The 20735-nt window shown below is 74.1% G+C and carries 11 protein-coding genes and 1 pseudogene; 2 read left to right on the top strand and 10 right to left on the bottom strand.

The genetic code is table 11. The annotated features are described in order from the left end of the window. Window positions 1-147, top strand: a pseudogene (locus ACZ4WV_RS34690) (ATP-binding protein); the annotation flags it as partial. Between the two features lie 84 nt (window positions 148-231). Here ACZ4WV_RS34690 and cimA read toward each other — a convergent pair. The 3 genes from cimA to ACZ4WV_RS34675 all read right to left on the bottom strand — a co-directional run bounded on the left by cimA (window position 232) and on the right by ACZ4WV_RS34675 (window position 4680). Then, window positions 232-1851, bottom strand: coding sequence for a citramalate synthase (cimA, locus tag ACZ4WV_RS34685; protein ID WP_465752971.1), 1620 nt, complete (start codon window positions 1849-1851; stop codon window positions 232-234). A 465-nt stretch (window positions 1852-2316) separates the two neighbouring features. Beyond that, window positions 2317-3429 carry a branched-chain amino acid aminotransferase gene (locus ACZ4WV_RS34680; RefSeq protein ID WP_465752969.1) on the bottom strand — a complete coding sequence of 371 codons (1113 nt, stop codon included), beginning with the start codon at window positions 3427-3429 and terminating at the stop codon, window positions 2317-2319. A gap of 213 nt (window positions 3430-3642) precedes the next feature. Further along, window positions 3643-4680, bottom strand: a complete 1038-nt coding sequence (locus ACZ4WV_RS34675; protein ID WP_465752967.1) for a 3-isopropylmalate dehydrogenase — start codon at window positions 4678-4680, stop codon at window positions 3643-3645. 165 nt (window positions 4681-4845) lie between these two features. Between ACZ4WV_RS34675 and ACZ4WV_RS34670 the strand changes: the two genes are divergently transcribed. After that, window positions 4846-7332: a YfhO family protein gene (locus ACZ4WV_RS34670; RefSeq protein ID WP_465752965.1), complete on the top strand. Its 2487-nt coding sequence runs from the start codon at window positions 4846-4848 to the stop codon at window positions 7330-7332. 105 nt (window positions 7333-7437) lie between these two features. On the opposite strand, the gene ACZ4WV_RS34665 is transcribed toward ACZ4WV_RS34670, so the two are convergent. The 7 genes from ACZ4WV_RS34665 to ACZ4WV_RS34635 all read right to left on the bottom strand — a co-directional run bounded on the left by ACZ4WV_RS34665 (window position 7438) and on the right by ACZ4WV_RS34635 (window position 20296). Further along, window positions 7438-10794 carry a S8 family peptidase gene (locus ACZ4WV_RS34665; protein ID WP_465752963.1) on the bottom strand — a complete coding sequence of 1119 codons (3357 nt, stop codon included), beginning with the start codon at window positions 10792-10794 and terminating at the stop codon, window positions 7438-7440. Between the two features lie 288 nt (window positions 10795-11082). Then, a complete protein-coding gene (locus ACZ4WV_RS34660; RefSeq protein ID WP_465752961.1) occupies window positions 11083-11241 on the bottom strand; it encodes a hypothetical protein in 159 nt (52 codons plus the stop codon). Window positions 11242-11574: 333 nt separating this feature from the next. Then, window positions 11575-13155 (bottom strand): phosphoglycerate dehydrogenase, encoded by a 1581-nt coding sequence (serA, locus tag ACZ4WV_RS34655; RefSeq protein WP_465752973.1) that lies wholly within the window; start codon window positions 13153-13155, stop codon window positions 11575-11577. Window positions 13156-13399: 244 nt separating this feature from the next. Then, a complete protein-coding gene (gene ilvC, locus ACZ4WV_RS34650; protein ID WP_465752959.1) occupies window positions 13400-14398 on the bottom strand; it encodes a ketol-acid reductoisomerase in 999 nt (332 codons plus the stop codon). A 103-nt stretch (window positions 14399-14501) separates the two neighbouring features. Then, entirely contained in the window at window positions 14502-15026 is a 525-nt protein-coding gene (gene ilvN / locus ACZ4WV_RS34645; RefSeq protein WP_350744929.1) for an acetolactate synthase small subunit, read from the bottom strand. 31 nt (window positions 15027-15057) lie between these two features. Continuing rightward, on the bottom strand, window positions 15058-16911 hold the full coding sequence (locus tag ACZ4WV_RS34640) for an acetolactate synthase large subunit (RefSeq protein ID WP_465752956.1): 1854 nt from the start codon (window positions 16909-16911) through the stop codon (window positions 15058-15060). A 328-nt stretch (window positions 16912-17239) separates the two neighbouring features. Continuing rightward, window positions 17240-20296 carry a putative bifunctional diguanylate cyclase/phosphodiesterase gene (locus tag ACZ4WV_RS34635; protein ID WP_465752954.1) on the bottom strand — a complete coding sequence of 1019 codons (3057 nt, stop codon included), beginning with the start codon at window positions 20294-20296 and terminating at the stop codon, window positions 17240-17242. Window positions 20297-20735 lie beyond the last annotated feature (439 nt).

Raw genomic sequence — 20735 nt, 5'->3', positions numbered from 1 at the left:
CAGCCCCACACCCCCGACGAAGTCCGCGAAGCACTCCAACTCGGCGAAACCACCCCCATCATCACCCTCGACGCCCGCCGCCGAGACAGCGCCAAAAGCGCCCTCATCACCCTCGTCGAACACGCCCTCCTCGCCCGACTCCGCTGACCCGAGTCCGGCTCCGCTGACGAACTCGCCCGAACCTCGGGGGACTTGGCGAAGTCCCCTGGGACCCGGGCGAGTTCGGGGCGGCTACTCGGTCGGCTCCAGTCCGGCGCGGATCAGGCCGTAGGTGTACGCGTCCTCAAGTGCCAGCCAGGAAGCGGCGATCACGTTGTCGGCCACCCCGACGGTGGACCAGGTGGCGGTGCCGTCGGTGGACTCGATCAGCACCCGGGTCTTGGAGCCGGTGCCGTGCTGGCCCTCCAGGATGCGGACCTTGTAGTCCACCAACTCGAAGGTGGACAGCGGAGGGTAGATGCCTTCCAGGGCCGCTCGCAGCGCCTGGTCGAGCGCGTTGACCGGGCCGTTGCCCTCGCCGACGGCGATCCGGCGCTCGCCCTTGGCCCACAGCTTGACCGTCGCCTCGTTGCCGGAGGTCCCTTGCGGGCCCTGCTCGCTGATGGTCCGCCAGGACTCCAGGGTGTAGAAGCGGTCCCGGTTGCCGCGCACCTCGTCCCGCAGCAGCAACTCGAAGGAGGCGTCGGCGGACTCGTAGGTGTAGCCGAGGTTCTCCTGCTCCTTGACCCTGGCCACCACCCGGCCGGCCAGGTCCCGGTCGGTGGACAGGTCGTAGCCGAGCTCCTTGCCCTTGAGCTCGACGGAGGCCCGGCCCGCCATGTCGGAGACCAGCATCCGCATGGTGTTGCCGACCTGCTCCGGGTCGATGTGCTGGTACAGGTCGGGGTCGACCTTGATCGCGGAGGCGTGCAGGCCCGCCTTGTGGGCGAAGGCGGAGAAGCCGACGTACGGCTGGTGGGTGGACGGGGCCAGGTTGACCAGTTCGGCGATCGCGTGGGAGATCCGGGTCATCTCGGCCAGCCGGCCCTCCGGCAGCACCCGCCGGTCGTACTTGAGCTCCAGCGCGCCGACCACCGGGAACAGGTTCGCGTTGCCGACCCGCTCGCCGTAGCCGTTGGCGGTGCACTGGACGTGGGTCGCGCCCGCGTCCACCGCGGCCAGGGTGTTGGCCACCGCGCAGCCGGTGTCGTCCTGGGCGTGGATGCCGATCCGGGCGCCGGGCTTGTAGGTGGCGCAGTCGGCCAGCACGTCGGCGACGGTCTCCCGGACGCCGGCCGGCAGCATCCCGCCGTTGGTGTCGCACAGCACCACCACGTCCGCCCCGGCCAGGTGCGCGGCGCGGACCACCGCGAGGGCGTACCCGCGGTTGGCGCGGTAGCCGTCGAAGAAGTGCTCGCAGTCGATGAACACCCGCCGGCCCTGGGCGCGCAGGAACTCGACGCTGTCCCGGATCATCTCCAGGTTCTCGTCCAGGGTGGTGCGCAGGGCCAGCTCCACGTGCCGGTCGTGCGCCTTGGCGACCAGCGTCACCACGGGCGCGCCGGAGGCGACCAGCGCGGCGAGCTGCGGGTCGTCGGCCGCCTTGCCGCCGGCCCGGCGGGTGGCGCCGAAGGCGACCAGCTCGGCGTTGCGCAGCTCCAGCTCGTCGGCGGCGCGCGCGAAGAACTCGGTGTCCCGCGGGTTGGCGCCGGGCCAGCCGCCCTCGATGAAGCCGACCCCGAACTCGTCCAGGTACCGGGCGATGGCCAGCTTGTCCGCCACCGTGAGGTTGATGCCCTCCCGCTGCGCGCCGTCGCGCAGGGTGGTGTCGAACACGTGGAAACTGTCGTCGGTACGGCTGACCTCGGTCATGACCTCTGGTTCTCCGTTCGGGGAGGTTCGTACTGCTCTGCCGGATTCGTCGTCCCGGCTCCACTGTCCAGGATCCCGCGCGCGGTCCCGGTGTCCCCGGGCCCCTTGTGGGGGCCGTCGGCCGGTCCGGTGGCAGTGCTCGTCGGGGGGCTGGACCCGAAAAGCAAAAGACCCCTCGCGGGTGCGAGAGGTCTGCGCGCGGGTCTGGACGCTCGTGGTCGCTCCGCATCGGGTCCTGCGGAAGCGGTCACTGCGGACCGGCGCGCCTGCTGCCAATAATCAGCGAAAGCGAGGACACGCTCGCAGTCTGACACAGCCTCCGCGGTCCGGCCCGGCCGTCTCGCGATGCGGAACGGCTCGGCCGGGGCGGCGGGGCGGCGGTCGCCGGGCCGGGGCGCCTCGGGGTCGCGGGGCGCCTCGGTGTCGCGGCGTGCCCGGGCGTCACGGGGTGCCCGGGCGTCGCGGTCAGACGATCTTGTGCAGCCAGCCGTGGGTGTCGGGCGCCTGGCCGCCCTGGATGGCGAGCAGAGCGCGGCGCAGCTCCATGGTGACCGGGCCGGGCTCGCCGGTGCCGACGGTCCAGTCGGCGGCGGCGGACTTGACCGAGCCGACCGGGGTGATCACGGCGGCGGTGCCGCAGGCGAAGACCTCGGTGAGGGTGCCGTCGGCGTTGGCCTGCTGCCACTCGTCGGTGGAGATCTTCCGCTCCTCGACGGCGTAGCCGAGGTCCGAGGCCAGGCGCAGCAGCGAGTCGCGGGTGATCCCGGGCAGCAGGGCGCCGGACAGCTCCGGGGTGACGATCCTGGCGTCCTTGCCCTCGCCGAAGACGAAGTACAGGTTCATGCCGCCCATCTCCTCGATCCACCGGTGCTCGGCGGCGTCGAGCCAGACCACCTGGTCGCAGCCCTTCTCGGCGGCCTGGGCCTGGGCGACCAGCGAGGCCGCGTAGTTGCCCGCGCACTTGGCGGCGCCGGTGCCGCCGGGCGCGGCCCGGACGTACTCCTTGGACAGCCAGACCGAGACCGGCCTGATGCCGCCCTGGAAGTAGGCGCCGGCCGGGGAGGCGATGATCATGAAGAGGTAGGAGTTGGCCGGGCGGACACCCAGGCCGACCTCGGTGGCGAACATGAACGGACGCAGGTAGAGGCTCTGCTCCTGCTTGTTCGGGACCCACGCCCGGTCCTGCTGGACGAGCAGCTCGACGGCCTCGACGAAGGTCTCGACCGGCAGCTCCGGCATCGCCAGGCGGCGGGCCGAGGCCTGGAAGCGCAGCGCGTTGGCCTCGGGGCGGAAGGTCGCGATGGAGCCGTCGGCCTGGCGGTAGGCCTTCAGGCCCTCGAAGATCGCCTGGCCGTAGTGCAGCGTCATGTTCGCCGGATCCATCTCCACCGGCGCGTACGGAACCAGCTGGGCGTCGTGCCAACCGCGGCCCTCGGTCCAGCTCACGGTGACCATGTGGTCGGTGAAGACCCGGCCGAAGCCGGGGTCGGTCAGCCGGGCCTCGCGCTCCGCTGCGGACAGCGGATGGGCGGAGGGCTTGAGGTCGAACGTGATGGGCGCCTGGGTGGGCGTACTCATGGCTGTTTCCTTCACCGTGGGGTTGGATCGGGGCCGCCCCGCCGAAGGAACGTTCCGGCTATCCACCACAGGAACGGACGCACAACGGCACGGCCCACTGTCGATATTCGCATCCAGAGGGCCGTGCCGAACAGCCATCCGCTCCTTGGGGAGCTGCAAGCTGCGGTTATGCGGTCCGGCCCGTACGGCCGGGACCTTGTGGGGTCCGGCCGGTCAGCCGGCTACTCGGACGGCGAGCGCGTCGCCGACCTGGGAGGTGGTACGGGTGCCGGAGCGCTCGGCGAGGTCCGCCGCGACGGCGGCCTCCACCTTCGCGGCCTCGGCGGCGTAGCCGAGGTGCTCCAGCAGCATGGCGACCGACAGCACGGTGGCGGTCGGGTCGGCCTTGCCCTGGCCGGCGATGTCCGGCGCCGAGCCGTGCACGGGCTCGAACATGGCCGGGTACTCGCCACTCGGGTTGATGTTGCCGCTGGCGGCGAGACCGATGCCGCCGGTCACGGCCGCGGCCAGGTCGGTCAGGATGTCGCCGAACAGGTTGTCGGTGACGATGACGTCGAAGCGCTCCGGCTGGGTGACCAGGTGGATGGTGGCGGCGTCGACGTGCAGGTACTCGGTGGTGACCTCCGGGAACTCCCGGCCGACCTCGGCGAAGATCCGCGACCACAGGTGCCCGGCGTGCACCAGCACGTTGTTCTTGTGCACCAGGGTGAGCTTCCGGCGCGGTCGCGCCTGGGCCCGGCGGAAGGCGTCGCGCACCACGCGCTCGATGCCGTACGCGGTGTTCACGCTGACCTCGGTGGCCACCTCGTGCGGCGTGCCGGTGCGCAGCGAGCCGCCGTTGCCGACGTACGGGCCCTCGGTGCCCTCGCGGACGACCACGAAGTCGATCTCGGGCTCGCCGGCCAGCGCGGACTTCACGCCGGGGAACAGCCGGCCCGGCCGCAGGTTGATGTGGTGGTCGAAGGCGAACCGCAGCTTGAGCAGCAGCCCCCGCTCCAGCACCCCGGACGGCACGCTCGGGTCGCCGATGGCGCCGAGCAGGATCGCGTCGAAGGCCTTGAGCTCGGCCAGCACGCTGTCCGGCAGCGTCTCCCCGGTCCGGTGGTAGCGCCGGGCGCCGAGGTCGTACTCGGTGGTCTCCAGCTTCACGTCGGAGGGGAGCACGGCACCCAGGACCTTGAGGCCTTCGGCCACCACTTCCTGGCCGATGCCGTCACCCGGGACGACTGCGAGACGAATGGTGCGAGACATGCTCGGACCCTACTCCGCCGTCCCAGTCCCTGACACCTACTGTCCAGCATCCGGACGCAGTCGAACGGCGCGTCACCCTTCGGCGGGGCGCGTGTGGACACGGGTGCGCCGGGGGCGCGCCTAATGTGGCGTGATCCGGGGTTCCTGGCAGAAGGGGGCGCGTGCGTGAGGACCGAGCGGCAGCGGGAGGTGTCGGTCTGCGCGGGTGCGGCCGGGCTGGCGGCGGGCGGCTACGGGCTGGCGGCCGTGCTGAGCGGTCGGTGGCCGGCCGGGGCGGACGAGGTCGCCGTGCCCTACCACGCGCACCTGTGGGACCTGCTGCACGGACGGACCACCGGGGACCTGCTGTTCAACTGGAACAGCGGCTACGGCGTCCCCTTCCTGGCGGACTTCTTCGCCTACCTGATGAACCCCTTCTCCTGGCCGGCCGTCCTGCTCCCGCGCGACCAGGCGCGGCTCGCCGTCCTCCTGGTCGCCCTGGCCACCATCGGCCTCGCCACCGCGCTCATGACGCACCTGCTCGGCCGCCTGCACCCCGGCCCGCGCCGGCTGCGGGCGCTCGCCGCCGTCGGGTACGGCCTCTGCGCCTGGGTGCTGGACGTCGGCGGGGCGGCGCCGATGTGGCTCTGGGGCCTGGTCTCGCTGCCGCTGCTCGGCCTGGTCGGGGACTGGTGCCTGCACGAGCGGCACTGGGTGGCCGGCTCGCTGTGCGTGGCCCTCGCCTGGGCGGGCAACCTGTACACCGCCGCGCTGGCCACCCTGATGGCCGGGCTGCTGTTCGCCGTGCGCCTGTTCGCCACCCCCCGGCCGTTCCGGCACCGGATCCGGGCCACCGGCCGGGCCGTCACCGCGACCACCGCCGGAGTGCTGCTCGCCTCCCCCGTGCTGTTCGTCGCCGTCCGCGCCGCCCGCGGCGCCCAGCCCGAGTCCCCGGTGCAGCCGCTCGGCCAGGCCGGCCTCGGCGGGCACCTGGCCAGGCTGCTGCCCGCCGCCCAGGGCGGCCGGCCGCTGCCGGACGCGGCGATCGGCGTGCTCGGGCTGCTGCTGGTGTGCGGGCTGCCGTTCAACCGGCGGGTGCGGGTGCGCGAGCGGGCGATCTGGTGCGCGGCGCTGGTCCTGGTGGTACTCGGCTTCCTCTGGACTCCGACCGTGGTCGTCTGGCACGGTCTGGCGATCCCGGCCGGCGGGCCGTACCGCGTCGCCTTCGTGCTCAGCGGGCTGCTGGTCCTGGCCGGCTGGGTGTCGCTGGCCCACCGACCGGACCTCCTCACCCTGCTGGGCGGTGCGGCGGTGGTCGCGGTGGTCGCCGGGCTGGCGGCGAGCCGGCAGTCGGTCCCCGTCTCCACCTGGGTGCTGCTGGGCGTCGGCGCCGTCGTCCTGCCGGCCGCGCTCGCGGTGCTGGACCGCCGGCACACCGACCGCCGGGCGAACGCCGCGGCCACCTGGGTGCTCGGCGGCGCGTTGCTCGGCAACGCCGTCTGGTCCGGGTACGCGGCCTTCGGCTCGGCCCCCGCCGACACCGCCTCCCCGGCCGCCGTCCGGGCCGGGTACGCGGCCGTCCGGGCGGCCGCCGACTGGCCGGCCGGGCGCAGCGACCCCGGCCCGCACGCCTTCACCGCCAACGATCCGCTGCTCCTGGACGGCCAGGGCGGCGGCTACGCCAGCGGCTCCCTGCCCACCGTCGCCGCCCTGCTGCTGCACGACCTCGGCGCGGGCTGGACGGCCGGCGGGCGGCAGACCGCCGGCGTCACCGATCCGGTCGGGCGGGCGCTGTTCGCGGTCCGCGCCCACCTGGACGACGGCCCGCCCCCGGACGGCTTCACCGCGGCCCGGGCGGCCGCGCCGCCGCTGGTCACCGTGCTGCCGCCGGGGACCCGGACGGACACCTCCTCGGTCTGGTCCCGGCAGGAGTCGCTGCTCGGCAGCCTGGTCTACGACGCCCCGCTGCCCGTCCCGGCGGGCGGCCCGGCGCCGACCCCGCACGGCACCAGCGGCTGGTCGGTGCCGGGCGGCGGCGAGGGCACGGTGTTCTCCGCCACCTGCACGCCGGGCGGGACGGCCTACTTCCACGGGGTCTGGTACCGGGGCACGGTCAGCGGTCTGGGCACCAGCTACCGCAGTGACGGCGAGCAGCCCACCACGGCCGTGGCGATCCACCGGCTGGGGCCCGTACCGGCGGACGGCGTGGTCCGGGTGACCTTGCGCTCGGACGTCGTCAGCCAGGTCCCCGCCCGCCCGATCGGCTGCCTGCGGGCCGGCGCCCTGGAGGCCGCCGTCACCCGCCTCACCGCCACCGGCGCCACCCGGGTCCAGGCCGGCGGGCACTCCCTCAGCGCGGCCCTCCCGCCGGGCTCCACCGGCACCGCGCTGCTCTCCGTCCCCGCCACCGAGGGCTGGTCCTGCTCCGTCGACGGCGGCGCCGCCACCGCCCCCACCTCCGTCCTCGGCATGCTCGGCGTCCCGCTGCGCGGCGGCGCCTCCCGGCTGAGCTGCGCCTTCCGCCCGCCCGGCCTCACCGACGGCCTCACCGTCAGCTCCGCCACGGCGGCCGCGCTGGCCCTGGTCGCGGTCTTCGCCCGGCTCTCCCGCCGCCCCGCCCGTGCCCCGCACCGCGACCGCCGCCGGGCTGCCCGGACCCCGGACGGGAGGTGACGGGGGTGGCCCAGAGTCCGGACGTGTCGTGACGCGACGTGACGTGATGGGACGGGGCGGCCCGCCGACGCGCGGTGGGCCGCCCCTGGTCCGCCGAACCGGGGATCAGGGCAGCGCGAGCACCTGACCCCTGCGGTCCGCCGGGTTGAGGTGGTGCAGCAGCAGGAGCCGGGAGGTGTCGCCGGCTGCCCGGTGCACGGCGAGGACGGTGTCCGGGCCCGCCGGGGCGACCACGGCGGCGGGGCCGTCGAGGCCGGTCCGGACGGCGAGGCCCGGGTGCAGGACGTCCAGCGGCACGGTCGGCCGGGTGCCGCGCAGGCCGATGGCCGAGTACGCGTCGGCCGGGTCCGGCTGGCCGGGGGTCGCCAGGCCGGTCCAGACGCCGTAGCGGACGGTGCTGTGGCCGGGCTTGACGCCCGGCAGGGCGCTCAGCCGGACGGGCAGCACCAGCACGTCGCTGTCCAGCAGTTCGGTGTCGGTGTCGCCCCAGTGGGCGTTGAGCGGCTGGACGTCGAGTTCGGCGCCGGTGCGGGCGTCCAGGGCGCGGGAGACCAGTACGTCGCTGCCGCGCAGCCGGTCGGCCGCGAGGAACACGTCGGTGACGCCGTCCCCGTCGGTGTCCAGCGACACCCGGGTGCCGTACACCCCGACCGGCGTCGCGGCCGGGGCCCACAGCCGTACCCCCACGTACAGCTGGTCGGCGTCGACGGCCGCGCCCACCGCCCGCAGGTTGGCGGCCCGGTCGCCGGGGTGCTCGACGCAGACGTCCTGCGGCGGGTCGGCCGACTGCGCCGCGCGCCCGGGCCGGATGCCGGAGCCGGGGCCGACGGCCGTGCCGCTGCCGGGTGGGCAGTCGGGCCAGCGGGCGGCCTCGCCGCCGAGCGCGAGGGCGGTGACCAGTCCGGGCCGCTCGCCGGGCGCCGCGCTGCCGCCGAGCGTGACCAGCGTGCCGTTCCGGGCGGTGCGGGCGGCGGCCGTCGCCGTGAGGTCGCCGGCGGGCCGCGGGGCGGCGAACACCGGGACGCGCAGCTGCGGCAGGGCGGTGTCGTCGACCGGGCTGAACAGCACCCGCCCGGAGAGCTCGCCCCGGTAGCTGCGCGCCTTGCCGCCCTGCCGGGTCTCGATGGTCGGGTCCGGCGCGCGTCCCAGCGCGCCCGGTACGGACAGCGTCACCGTCACCCGTGCGGTGCCGCCCGCCGGGACGTCCACCTGCGCGGGTGTCACCAGGTAGGAGGCGCCGGGCAGTCGGGTCGCCGCCGCGTAGCCGGTGCGGTACCTCAGCGGGGAGCCCGAGTGGTTGCGCAGCTCGATCTGCCGCCCGAGCGCCGTCGGCCCGCCGATCGCGACCGGGCCGAAGGAGACCCCGACGCTGCCCGGCTCGGCGCCCTCCCCCGCCGCGTAGGCGACCACCGGGGTGCGCACCGCCGCGTCGCCCCGGGCCCGTCCGGCGCCGGTGCGCTCGGGCCCGTAGACCGGCCCGGTGTGGTCGTCGCCGAGCCAGGTGTCGGTGCTGGTGTTCATCAGCGCGGCCTTGACCTGCTCGACCGGCCAGTCCCGGTGGGCGGCGCGGACGAGGGCCGCCAGCCCGGTCACGTGCGGGGCGGCCATCGAGGTGCCGTTCTCCCGCTGGCCGCCGCTGCCGCTGCCGACGAGGGCGGACCAGATGGTCTCGCCGGGGGCCGCGAGGTCGGGCTTGACCACCCCGGGCACCCCGATGCCCCGGGAGCTGAAGTCGGTGAGGGTGTCGGCCCGGGAGGGCTGGTTCTGGGCGACCGAGCCGTGCAGCGGGTTGCCGGGCGCCGCGAGCCGGACCCGGACCTCCCCGGCGGCCACGGCCTTGAGCAGCCGCTCGCCGTCGGCCCGGGCGAGCAGCACGGCCGGGATCCGGTCGTTGCCGGAGATCTCGGCCAGGTGGTCGCTGTCGGCGGCGTAGAGCGCGCCGACGGCCCCGGCGTCGGCGGCGTGGTCGGCGCGCGGGCCGGAGTTGCAGGCCCGGTCGGCGTCGGCGGTGCGCCAGGTGAGCAGCGCGATCCTGCCCTTCAGCCGCTGTTTGTCCGCCTCGCTGAAGGCCGTGCAGCCGTCCGCCTGGTCGACGGGAACGGCGAGCGCGCCGTTCACGTCGGCGGTGGACCAGCCCTGGTAGCGCTCGCTCCAGTGCCCGGGGACGACGCCGGCCTGCGCGGCGGGGGCGAGCACGGTGATGCCGTCGACGTCGGCGTGCCCGTGCACGGAGGCGGCGACGGCGATGGCCCGGGCGGCGGTGCCGGGGCTGCCGCCCACGCCGTACACGTCGCCCTCGTTGCCGGCGGCCGCGACCACCACGGTGCCGAGCGCGGCGAGCCGGTCGACGGCCAGCGCGTCGGTGTCGTCGGGGCTGCCGAAGCGGCTGCCGAGCGAGAGGTTGACGACGTCGAGCCGGTCGCCGAGGTCGCCGTCGCCGTTCGGGTCGGCGGCCAGGTCGAGCGCCTGGGCGAGCCGGTCGGTGGCGCCGTCGCAGCCGAACACCCGGATCGCGTACAGCTGCGCGCCGGGGGCGGCGCCGGGGCCGACCTTGAAGGCGGCCGGGTCGAGTCCGGGCCGGTAGGGGCCGGGGTAGGGACGGCCGTCGGCGGTGACGCCGTACCCGGCCGCCGTCCCGGCGACGTGGGTGCCGTGCCCGTTGCGCACGCAGTCGATCGGGTTGTCGCTGGGGTGCGGCACGGGCTGGTACTGCGGGGAGGACGGGTCGGGGTTGTAGTCGTCGCCGACCAGGTCCTTGCCGCCGACCACCTTGGCGTTCGGGAACAGCGCGGCCGGCGCGGGCTTGCCGCGTTCGACCGACCGGAAGGCCTGCTCGGTGCCGGGGCCGCCGAAGTCGGCGTGGGTGTAGTCGATGCCGCTGTCGATGATCCCGATCCGGACGCCCCGGCCGGTGTTCCCGGCGAGGGCGGTGTCGCCCTGCCAGACCTGCGGGGCGCCGGTCAGCGGGACGGAGTAGGTGTTGTCGCGCTGCTTGTTGACGATCGGGTGGACGGCCCGGACGCCGGGCAGCGCGCGCAGCGCGGGAAGCCGGTCGGCGGGCGCGCTGACGGCGAGGCCGGTGAGCAGGGTGCGGGTGCGGTAGAGCTCGCGGGCGGCGGGCGCGGCCCGGTGGACGGCGTCGGCGAGCCGGTCGAGCGCGTCCCCGGCCCGGCCCCGCTGGGCGGCCCCGGCCCGGGCCGCCTCCACGCGGACGGCCTCCGGCGGGCGCTGGGCCCGCCGGGCGGTGTCGGCGGCGCGCTGCCAGCTGTGGCCCGCCGCCTCGGTGGTGAGTTCCAGCAGGACGGAGGCGGTGCGGCCCCGGCCCGGCGGCCCCGCGGTGGACGGGCCGCCGGCCGCCGGGGCGGCGGCGAACGCGGCGCTGCCCGGAAGGAACGCAGCTGCCAGCAGGACCAGGGTGAGGCCGATCGGGGCGATCGGTCGACGGACGGGTGGCAGACGCACTGGGCCCTCTCCCCCGGCCGGGGGACTGATCCGCGGCGTGTCGCTGACGCCCGCCCGCGCGGACGTCGATCACCCTTCCGGGGGCCCCAAATTAGGATGATCGCGCCGACGGGGGCGAGCAACTTCCCCCGAACGGACCCCGGCTGCACCCGACGGAGTGACGTACCGTCAGCCCGTCCGGCCTAGTAGGCCGATGAACGCCACCGACCGACCGGCCCGGTCAGCGGTGGCCGGTCCGCGGTGGCCTCAGCGGTGGCCGGTCAGTGGCGCCCGGCCAGTGGTGAGCAGTCAGCGGTGGCCGGTCACGCCGCCGTTGTCCCGGCGGTCGAGGGCGCGCTGCAGCGCGGCGGCGGCGAAGGGGTTCCGCTCGGCGGCCCGGCGGCGGCGCGCGACGCGGACGGGGGCGGCGGGAGCGGGAGTGGCGTGGCGGTCAGCGGAGGGGGACATACCGGGCTCCTTGGAAGCGGCGCTGCGCGGGGCGAGCGCGAAGGGAGACTCGACGGGTGCCGCGCAGCGCGTCCCGGAGGGGGCGGCGATGGGCGGCGGCAGGAGCGCGGGGCAGGGGTCGCCTGCCCGGAGGGCGCACGCGCACACGGGCCGCAGACCCTGGCTACAGGGGCGGCACACCGTACGGCCCTTCCACCGTAAGGCCACGCCCCGGCCGTGTCTGCACGAATACTCGGATTTCCTAGTATCTGAGACGGCGGCCACCCGGGAGCACGCAACAGGGCCCGGACCACCGTTCTGACGGCGGTCCGGGCCCTGGTCGAAGCCGAGGGGTCAGCCCAGGTCGACCGAGCGGGCGAAGCGCGCGCCGATCTCGGCGGCGATCGCCGCCAGCACGTCGTGGGGGATCTCGCTGTCCACCGTGAGGGAGGCGAGGGCGCCGCCGCCGTCCCGGGCGACCTGCATGCCCGCGATGTTGACGCCCGCGTCGCCCAGGTGGCGACCGAGCACGCCGACCACGCCGGGGCGGTCCTCGTACTTGAAGAAGGCCATGTGGTCGGTGAGCGCCACGTCCACGTCGAAGGCGTCCACACCGACGATCTTCTGGATCTGCTTCGGGCCGGACAGCGTGCCGGAGATCGCGATCTCCTCGCCGTTCGCGAGGGTGCCGCGCACGGTGATCACGTTACGGTGCTCGGGGCTCTCGCTGGAGGTGGTCAGGCGCACCTCGACGCCGCGCTCCTGGGCGAACAGCGGGGCGTTGACGTAGGACACCGTCTCCGCCACCACGTCCTCGAACACGCCCTTCAGCGCGGACAGTTCGAGCACCTTCACGTCGTGCTGGGTGATCTCGCCGCGGACCTCGACGTCCAGCCGGACGGCCACCTCGCCGGCCAGCGCGGTGAAGATCCGGCCGAGCTTCTCGGCCAGCGGCAGCCCCGGCCGCACGTCCTCGGCGATCACGCCGCCCTGGACGTTGACGGCGTCCGGCACCAGCTCGCCGGCCAGCGCGAGCCGCACCGACCGGGCGACGGCGATGCCGGCCTTCTCCTGCGCCTCGTCGGTGGAGGCGCCCAGGTGCGGGGTGGCCACCACGTTGTCGAAGCCGAACAGCGGGGAGTCGGTGCACGGCTCCTTGGCGTACACGTCCAGGCCCGCGCCGGCCACCCGGCCCTCGCGCAGGGCGCCGGCGAGCGCCTCCTCGTCGACGATGCCGCCCCGGGCGGCGTTGACGATCCGCACGGTCGGCTTGACCTTGTGCAGCGCCTCGTCGCCGATCAGGCCGATGGTCTCCGGGGTCTTGGGGAGGTGGACGGTGATGAAGTCCGACACCTCCAGCAGCTCCTCCAGGGAGACCAGCTTGACGCCCATCTGCGCGGCGCGGGCGGCCTGGATGTAGGGGTCGTACGCGACGATCTTCATCCCGAACGCGGACATCCGCTGCGCGACCAGGACGCCGATCCGGCCGAGGCCGACCACGCCGAGGGTCTTCTCGCTCAGCTCGACGCCGGTGTACTTGTTGCGCTTCCACTCGCCGGCCTTGAGCGCCGCGTTGGCCGGGGCGATGTTGCGGGCGACGGAGATCAGCAGGCCGCAGGCCAGCTCGGCGGCGGTGACGATGTTGGAGGTCGGCGCGTTGACGACCATCACGCCGGCCTTGGTGGCGGCGGCCACGTCCACGTTGTCCAGGCCGACGCCGGCCCGGGCGACCACCTTGAGCTTGCGGGCGGCGGCCAGCGCCTCGGCGTCGACCTTGGTGGCGGAGCGGATCAGGATGGCGTCCACGTCGGCGATCGCGGTGAGCAGCTCGGTGCGGTCGGCGCCGTTGCAGTGGCGGATCTCGAAGTCGGGGCCGAGGGCGTCGACGGTGGCGGGCGAAAGCTCTTCGGCGATCAGGACGACGCCGGATTTCACAGTGGTCGCAGTGCTCACGACAGTGTTGTCCTTAACTGTCCGGTTCCCCGGCGCACGTAGGTGGCGTGGAGGGCGGGGGAAGGTGGCATGCCGCGTAGGTAGACGCACGACGCTGTGAGCCTGACGCGCACTCGGAGTGTATCGACGGGCCCGGTACCAGGCTGCTCCCGTCCGGCGAAATCACCCGGACGAGAGCAGCCTACTTGTACAAGGAAGTTACGGAATCGACCGGCCCGTCAGGCGGTCAGGCCTTCTCGTCGACCCAGCTCATCAGCGAGCGCAGCTTCTTGCCGGTGGTCTCCAGCAGGTGGTCCTCGTCGGCCTTCTTGTACTCGTTGTACTTGGGCAGGCCGGCCTTGTACTCGGCGATCCAGGTGTTGGCGAAGGTGCCGTCCTGGATCTCGGCGAGGACCTTCTTCATCTCGGCCTTGGTGGCGTCGGTGATGATGCGCGGGCCGGTGACGTAGTCGCCCCACTCGGCGGTCTCGGAGACCGACCAGCGCATCTTCTCCAGGCCGCCCTCGTACATCAGGTCGACGATGAGCTTCAGCTCGTGCAGGCACTCGAAGTAGGCGATCTCCGGCTGGTAGCCGGCCTCGACCAGGGTCTCGAACCCGGCCTTCACCAGGGCGGCGGTGCCACCGCAGAGGACGGCCTGCTCACCGAACAGGTCGGTCTCGGTCTCCTCGGTGAAGGTGGTCTTGATGACGCCGGCCTTGGTGGCGCCCAGGCCCTTGGCGTACGAGAGCGCCAGGGCGAAGGCGTTGCCCGAGGCGTCCTGCTCGACCGCGACGATCGCGGGGACGCCGCGGCCCTCCTCGTACTGGCGGCGGACCAGGTGGCCCGGGCCCTTCGGGGCGACCATGCAGACGTCGACGTCCGCCGGGGGCTTGATGAAGCCGAAGCGGATGTTCAGGCCGTGGCCGAAGAACAGGGCGTCGCCGGCCTTCAGGTGCGGGGCGATGTCCGCCTCGTAGACGTCGGCCTGGATCGGGTCCGGCACCAGGATCATGATGACGTCGGCCTCGGCCGCCGCCTCGGCCGGGGTGACCACGCGCAGGCCGGCCTCCTCCGCCTTGGCGCGGGACTTGGACTCGGGCTTCAGGCCGACCCGGACGTCGGCGCCCGAGTCGCGCAGGGACAGCGCGTGGGCGTGGCCCTGGCTGCCGTAGCCGATGACCGCGACCTTGCGGCCCTGGATGATGGACAGGTCGGCGTCGTCTTCGTAGAACAGCTCGGCCACGGGGGCACATCTCCTTGCGTGTTGTCGCCTGGTGCGCGGGACCTACGGTAGGCGCACCCGGCGGGGTGTGGGGTCTTTGCTTCAGGGTTTGAGACGGCGCTGTTTACGCGCTGCGGTCGAGGGCGCGCAGCGACCGGTCCGTGATGGAGCGGGCGCCGCGGCCGATGGCGACCAGGCCGGACTGGACCAATTCCTTGATGCCGTACGGCTCCAGCATCCGGAGCATGGCCTCCAGCTTGTCCGAGCTGCCGGTCGCCTCGATCGTCACCGCTTCGGGTGACACGTCGACGGTCTTGGCCCGGAACAGCTGGACGATCTCGACGATCTGCGACCGGGTCTCGTTGTCGGCGCGGACCTTCACCAGGACCAGTTCCCGCTGGATCGCAGCGGACTGGTCGAGTTCGACGATCTTTATCACGTTCACGAGCTTGTTGAGCTGCTTGGTGACCTGTTCCAGCGGGAGGTCCTCGACGTTGACCACGATCGTCATCCGGGACACGTCCGGGTGCTCGGTCGGGCCGACGGCGAGGGAGTCGATGTTGAAGCCCCTACGGGAGAACAGTGAGGCGATGCGGGCGAGCACGCCGGGCTTGTTCTCGACCAGGACGGAGAGGGTGTGCTTGGACATGTGGTTCCTCGATCGTTCTGGAGTGGGGCCGTCAGTCGAGGTCGTCGCCGAAGTCGGGCCGGACGCCCTTGGCGAACTGGATCTCGTCGTTGCTGGTGCCGGCCGCGACCATCGGCCAGACCATGGCGTCCTGGTGGACGATGAAGTCGATGACGACCGGACGGTCGTTGATCTCCATCGCCTGCTTGATGACCGCGTCCAGGTCCTCGGGGCGCTCGCAGCGCAGACCGACGCAGCCCATCGCCTCGGCCAGCAGGACGAAGTCGGGGATCCGGGTGCCCTGGGCCGGCGGCTCGATGCCGTCGTGGTCGGGGCCGGCGTGCAGCACGGTGTTGGAGTAGCGCTGGTTGTAGAACAGCGTCTGCCACTGCCGGACCATGCCCAGCGAACCGTTGTTGATGACCGCGACCTTGATCGGGAGGCCGTTCAGCGCGCAGGTGACCAGCTCCTGGTTGGTCATCTGGAAGCAGCCGTCGCCGTCGATCGCCCAGACCGGCGTGTCCGGGCGGCCGGCCTTCGCGCCCATCGCCGCCGGGACGGCGTAGCCCATGGTGCCGGCGCCGCCGGAGTTGAGCCAGGTGCCGGGCTTCTCGAAGCGGATGTACTGCGAGCTCCACATCTGGTGCTGGCCGACGCCCGCGGCGTAGACGGCCTCCGGGCCGACGAGTTGGCCGATCCGCTCGATGACCTGCTGCGGGGAGAGCTCGCCGTTCGGGGCCGGCTCGTAGCCCAGCGGGTAGGTCCGCTTCCACTCGTCGAGCTTCACCCACCAGTCCGCGTAGTCGCCCTTGTGGCCGGCGTCGAACTCGGCCTGGACGGCGACGATCAGGTCGGCGAGCACCTCGCGGGCGTCGCCGACGATCGGCACGTCCGCCGGGCGGTTCTTGCCGATCTCGGCCGGGTCGATGTCCGCGTGGACGACCTTGGCATACGGGGCGAAGCCGTCCAGCTTGCCGGTGACCCGGTCGTCGAAGCGGGCGCCGAGGGTGAACAGCAGGTCCGCCTTCTGCAGCGCGGTGACGGCCGGGACGGAACCGTGCATGCCGGGCATGCCCAGGTGCTGCGGGTGGCTGTCCGGGAAGGCGCCGAGCGCCATCAGGGTGGTGACGACGGGGGCGCCGGTCAGCTCGGCGAGGATCCGCAGCTCGGCGGTGGCCCGCGCCTTGAGCACGCCGCCGCCGACGTAGAGCACCGGGCGCTTCGCGCCGACCAGCATCTTCGCGGCCTCGCGGATCTGCTTGGCGTGCGGCTTGGTGACCGGGCGGTAACCCGGCAGCGCGGCCTCGACCGGCCAGCGGAAGGTGGTGGTGGCCTGCAGGGCGTCCTTGGCGATGTCGACCAGGACGGGGCCGGGGCGGCCGGTCGCGGCGATGTGGAAGGCCTCGGCGATCACCCGGGGGATCTCGGCCGGGTCGGTGACCAGGTAGTTGTGCTTGGTGATCGGCATCGTGATGCCGCAGATGTCGGCCTCCTGGAAGGCGTCGGTGCCGATCGCCTTGGAGGACACCTGGCCGGTGATCGCGACCATCGGGACGGAGTCCATGTACGCGTCGGCGATCGGGGTGACGAGGTTGGTCGCACCGGGGCCGGAGGTGGCCATGCAGACGCCGACCCGGCCGGTGGCCTGGGCGTAGCCGGTGGCGGCGTGGCCGGCGCCCTGCTCGTGCCGGACCAGGATGTGGCGCACCTTGGTGGAGTCCATCAGCGGGTCGTACGCGGGCAGGATGGCCCCGCCCGGGATGCCGAAGACGGTGTCCGCTCCCACGGCCTCAAGCGAGCGGATGAGCGACTGGGCTCCGGTCATGGTCTCGGCGACGTGCTGGGGCGCGGGAGCGTGGGCGGCCGGGTTGTCCCCGCGGCGGGGGGATGCGGCGTGCTCAGTCATCTGCCTGTCTCTTCTCGGGTTTTGCCGGTCCGGGGCTGCGGGCCCCGGTGCTGCGAGGGGGTTCCGGTCCGGGCCGATCGCCGGCTCTGCCTCAATCGTCCCGCGCGAATCCGACGAATCGGACGTCGCGGAGCGGTCGGGCCAGGGGTCTTGCAGGAGGGGAACAGCGTCAGTGCAACAAAAAACCCCTCGTGCCCAAGGGCATGCGAGGGGTGGCGCGTCGGTCTGTCACGAGCGGGGCGTGGGAGCCCGCTCAGCCGACGCGCCCGCCAAGTACGAGAATTCGGGTGCGCATGGCAACGACCATCCTCCTGCCCGGGGTGGCGTGTCAAGCAGGTGGGATGACCGTCTCGCCATGCGGACCGAGCCCTGGACCGGCGACGGCGCTGCGTTCCGGCAGGTCACAAGGGCCGTGGTGGGGCTGGGGGGCGCCCTGGTGATCTACGCCACGGCCCCCCTGGGCGTCCGCACGGCCACTCGTCCGGGTGTCCGCGGCCGGGTGGCCGCGCCGGACGGGCAGCGGACCGGGCGGCTTGGGCAGCGGGTAGCCGCGCCGGGCCAGCGCCCGGCGTAGCCGGGTCTCGTCCAGCGGCGGGGCGAAGGCCGAACCCTGGGCCTGCCGGCAGCCCAGCTCCTGCAGCGCGGAGATCTGGCGGGGCAGGTCCACCCCCTCCGCGGCGGTGGTCATCCCGAGGTCCCGGCCGAGCCGCAGGGCGTGCCCGGCCAGGGTTCTGCTGAGCGCGGACTCGCCGAGGCCCTGGACCAACGCGCGGTCCAGCTTGATCCCGTCGAAGGGCAGTCTGGCGAGCGCGCCCAGCGAGCCGCTCCCGGCGCCGTAGCCGGCCAGCCAGGTGGAGACCCCGAGCCGCCGCAGCGCGACCAGGCGGCGGCCGAGTTCGTCGGCGAGTCCGTCCTGGCCCATCCGGGCCACCTCGATCACCAGCTCGCCGGCCGGCAGTCCGCTGTCGCGCAGCGCCGCGGCGACCGTCTCGTACAGGCCGGGTGAGCAGAGCCGCTCGACGGAGAGCCGCACCGCCACCGGAACGGGCGCGGTGCCGCCGCGGCCCCGGCCGGACAGGGCGCGCCGGTCGACGGCCGCCGCCACCGCCTCCTGCACCAGCCAGCGGGAGAACCGGGTGGCCGCGTCGCCGTGCTCGGCCGAGCGCAGGAACTCGGCCGGGGTCAGCAGCAGGCCGCCCGCCGATCGCCAGCGGGCCTGCGCCTCGATCGAGACCACCGTGCCGGTGACGAGGTCCACCACCGGCTGGTGGAGCAGGGTGAAGCCGCCCTCCCGGACGGCCACCCGCAGCCGCTCCTCCAGTTCGGTGCGGCGTTCCAGGTCGGCCCGCATGGCGGGGCTGTAGAGCACCACCCGGCCCTTGCCCTCGGACTTGGCCCGGTACATCGCGAGGTCCGCGTTGCGCATCAGCTCGTCGGCGGCGGCCCTGGGGTCGGCGGCCGGGCCCCGCTCGGGGGTGCCGAAGGCGATGCCGATGCTGGCGGCGACGCTGAGTTCGGCGCCGCCGATCCAGTACGGCTCGGAGAGCGCGACCCGCAGCCGTTCGGCCAGCTCCTGGACCTGCAGCCGGCCGAGCGGGCCGCAGACCAGCGCGGCGAACTCGTCGCCGCCGAACCGGGCGACGGTGTCCCCGCTGCGCACCGCGCCCTGCAGCCGACGGGCGGCCTGCACCAGCAGTTCGTCGCCGACCTGGTGGCCGGCGGAGTCGTTGACCGCCTTGAAGCCGTCCAGGTCGAGGAAGAGCACGGCGATCCCGGCGCCCGTCTCGCCCTGCTGGCCGCGGGCGCCGAGGGCGCCGCGCAGCCGCTGGGTGAACAGCGCCCGGTTGGGCAGGTCGGTGAGCGGGTCGTGGAACGCGTTGTGCTGCAGCTGGGCCTGGAGCATGACGCGATCGGTGACGTCCCGGCTGTTGAGCAGCAGGCCGTCGCGGTGCCGGCTGACCGTCGACTCGACGTGCAGCCACTCGCCGGCGCCGGAGCTGATCCGGCACTCCACCCTGGCCGAGGGCTCAGCGGTGCCGGGAGTGCGGTGGGCGGTGAGCCGGACCCGCGCGAGGTAGCGGCGGACCTCGGACAGCACCCGGTCGACGTCCTCGGGATGGACCAGGTCCAGCAGGTTGCCGCCGACCAGCTCCTCCGGGTCCCGCCCGTAGACGCCCAGCGCGGCCGGGGAGACGTACGAGAGAACCCCGTTGGCCCCGGCGATCATGATGACGTCGCTGGAACCCTGCACCAGGGAGCGGAAGTGCGCCTCCTTGTGGGCGAGTTCCTGCGCCAGCGACAGGTTGTCGAGCAGCATCACGCCCTGCCTGAGGATCAGCGCCAGCCCGACGGTGCAGGCGGCCGCGGCCACCACCCGGTCCAACGGGCGCCCCCCGAGGGCGTTGTACAGGATTCCGGCGGTGCACACGGCGGCCGCCGCGTACGGGGTGATCGCGCTGAAGGTGGTGGCCACCCGGCGGCGCGGCAGGCCGCCGGCCGAGGGGTGCTCGCGCAGCGGCCGGCGCCAGCGCTGCGACCACGGCGCCCACGCGAGCAGCAGGCTTCCGGAGAACCAGCCGGCGTCCAGCAGTTCGCCGGAGTGGTAGGTGCTGCGCAGCTGCGGGGAGGTGAACAGGGCGTCGCACAGCACGGTGACGGCGAGGGCGAGCATCGCGGTGTGCACGGCCGCCCGGTTGCCGTCCCGGCCGCCGAAGCGCAGGCCGACGACCAGGCTGACCAGCAGGATGTCCAGTACCGGGTAGGCCAGGCTGAGGGCGATGCGCAGCGGGGAGCCGGCCTCGCCGGCCGCGATCCGGCCGAGCGCCAGGCTCCAGCTGAGGGTGAACAGCGAGCCGGCGATCAGCCAGCCGTCGAGCAGCAGGCAGAGCCAGCCGGCCGCCGAGCGCGGGCGCTGGGCGAGCACCAGGACGCCGGTGATGGCGAGCGGGGCGAACAGCAGGAAGACGTACGCGGCGAGCGAGTCGGGCGGCAGCGCGGTGCGCTCGACCAGCTCGTACCAGCCCCAGGTGCCGTTGCCGAAGGCGACCGTGAGCGAGGAGAGGCCGAACAGCAGCCAGGCGGGGCGGGCGTGGCCGCCGACCGTGCAGGCGTACACCAGGCAGGACAGCGCGGCCGCGAGGGCCGCCGCGGCGAGGCCGAAGTCGCCCATGAAGATGGACAGCTGGCGCGAGCCCCAGCCGGCGGCGGCGCCCAGCGCGTAGGCCAGGCAGAGCCCGCCCAGGACGAGGCCGGGCAGCGTGCGGCTCTCCAGGAGCCGGTGCAGCGGGCCGCGCCGGTCGGGCGCCGGCGGTTCGGGGGCGGACGTGTCGGCGGGCGGTACGCCCGGTCGTCCGGCCCCGGGCAACACCGTATCGGTGGAGCTCACTCGGCCTCTCCCCCTCCGGCCCGGGGCCCGGTGCCCCGACCACGGGCCACCGGCCGCGCACATCTCGGCCGTACGCGGTGACCTGGCGCACCGTCAGGACGGCGGCCCAGGGGGTGGGCGGCCTTCCGGGCGCCGCACCGCACCGATGCTCCCGATCGGGACCCTACACCAATTCCGTCACTCAACGACACGCGCATTCAACTTAGAGTAATGGCGCGCGGGTGGGTGAGTGCACCGGATTCCGACGGATCGGCTCGGTTGGCGGCGGCGCGCGGGGAGGGGCTCACGCGGCGCGCACGGGAGCACGCGACGGCGCCCGGCCACCCTGTCCGGTCCGGGGGGGGGGGGGGGGGGGGGGGGGGGGGGGGGGGGGGGGGGGGGGGGGGGGGGGGGGGGGGGGGGAGGGGGGGGGGAAAGGGGAGGAGGGGGGGGGAGGGGA

It is taken from the genome of Kitasatospora sp. NPDC029312 (genome assembly GCF_055569215.1).
This window is presented reverse-complemented; position numbering and strand designations above follow the sequence as displayed.